This is a genomic window from Methylobacterium aquaticum, from assembly GCF_001043915.1.
GTDB lineage: Bacteria > Pseudomonadota > Alphaproteobacteria > Rhizobiales > Beijerinckiaceae > Methylobacterium > Methylobacterium aquaticum.
Genome location: NZ_LABX01000359.1, coordinates 1 through 633, shown reverse-complemented (window position 1 = coordinate 633; position 633 = coordinate 1). Strand labels below are relative to the sequence as shown.

Below are 633 nucleotides of genomic sequence, written 5' to 3'. Positions count from 1 at the left end.
CCCAACGGTCGTTGACAACGACCGTTGGTGCCGTTCTCAAATTTTCGCCAAGCCTCTGGTTAGTATCAAAAATTCGAGATTGGATCAGCGGCCGGATGCGTCAGCATCTTCGGCCGTTTGTATAAGGCGAGACTTGGCGGCGTGATCGTTTGGCAGGCTGCTATGGATGGCGGGCAGACGCTGGCCCCGACCCAGAAGCAGACATTCCACCTCTGGCCCGTTCGAGCCGTAGAGTGCGGCTCGTCTTATCCTGAGCAGTGGATGTTCGGTTCATCCGTCCAGCCTGGGCCAGATGACGTCGGCGAGATCAGGGAGCATTTCCACCCTACTTTCCCAATCATCGATCCAGATATTGCGTAAATCGCTCGCCCGGTGGAGCAGCATAAGTGTCAGCAAGCGCCGTCGCATTGCATCATCACATTCGCTGACGGTGATACCATAGCCTTCAAACAAGCTGCGGACGCGGCCGAGTTTCCTCCCCCCGCACATGAAGGCACTCGGGCCCAGAAGGTCGTACTCGCGCCATCCTGTTGCTACACCCCCGCCCGCTCCGTCAGGCAGCGCCGATACAGCGTACTCCGGCTGATCCCAAGGCTCCGCGCCGCCCGGCTGACATTGCCGCCATGGGCCGCC

Annotated in this window: 1 protein-coding gene; it reads right to left on the bottom strand. The window is 59.9% G+C overall.

Annotation, left to right across the window (positions count from 1 at the left end; translation table 11 throughout):
* Window positions 1-533: 533 nt before the first annotated feature.
* A partial coding sequence (locus VP06_RS39115; RefSeq protein WP_425350977.1) for a helix-turn-helix domain-containing protein occupies window positions 534-633 on the bottom strand: 100 nt, incomplete at its 5' end.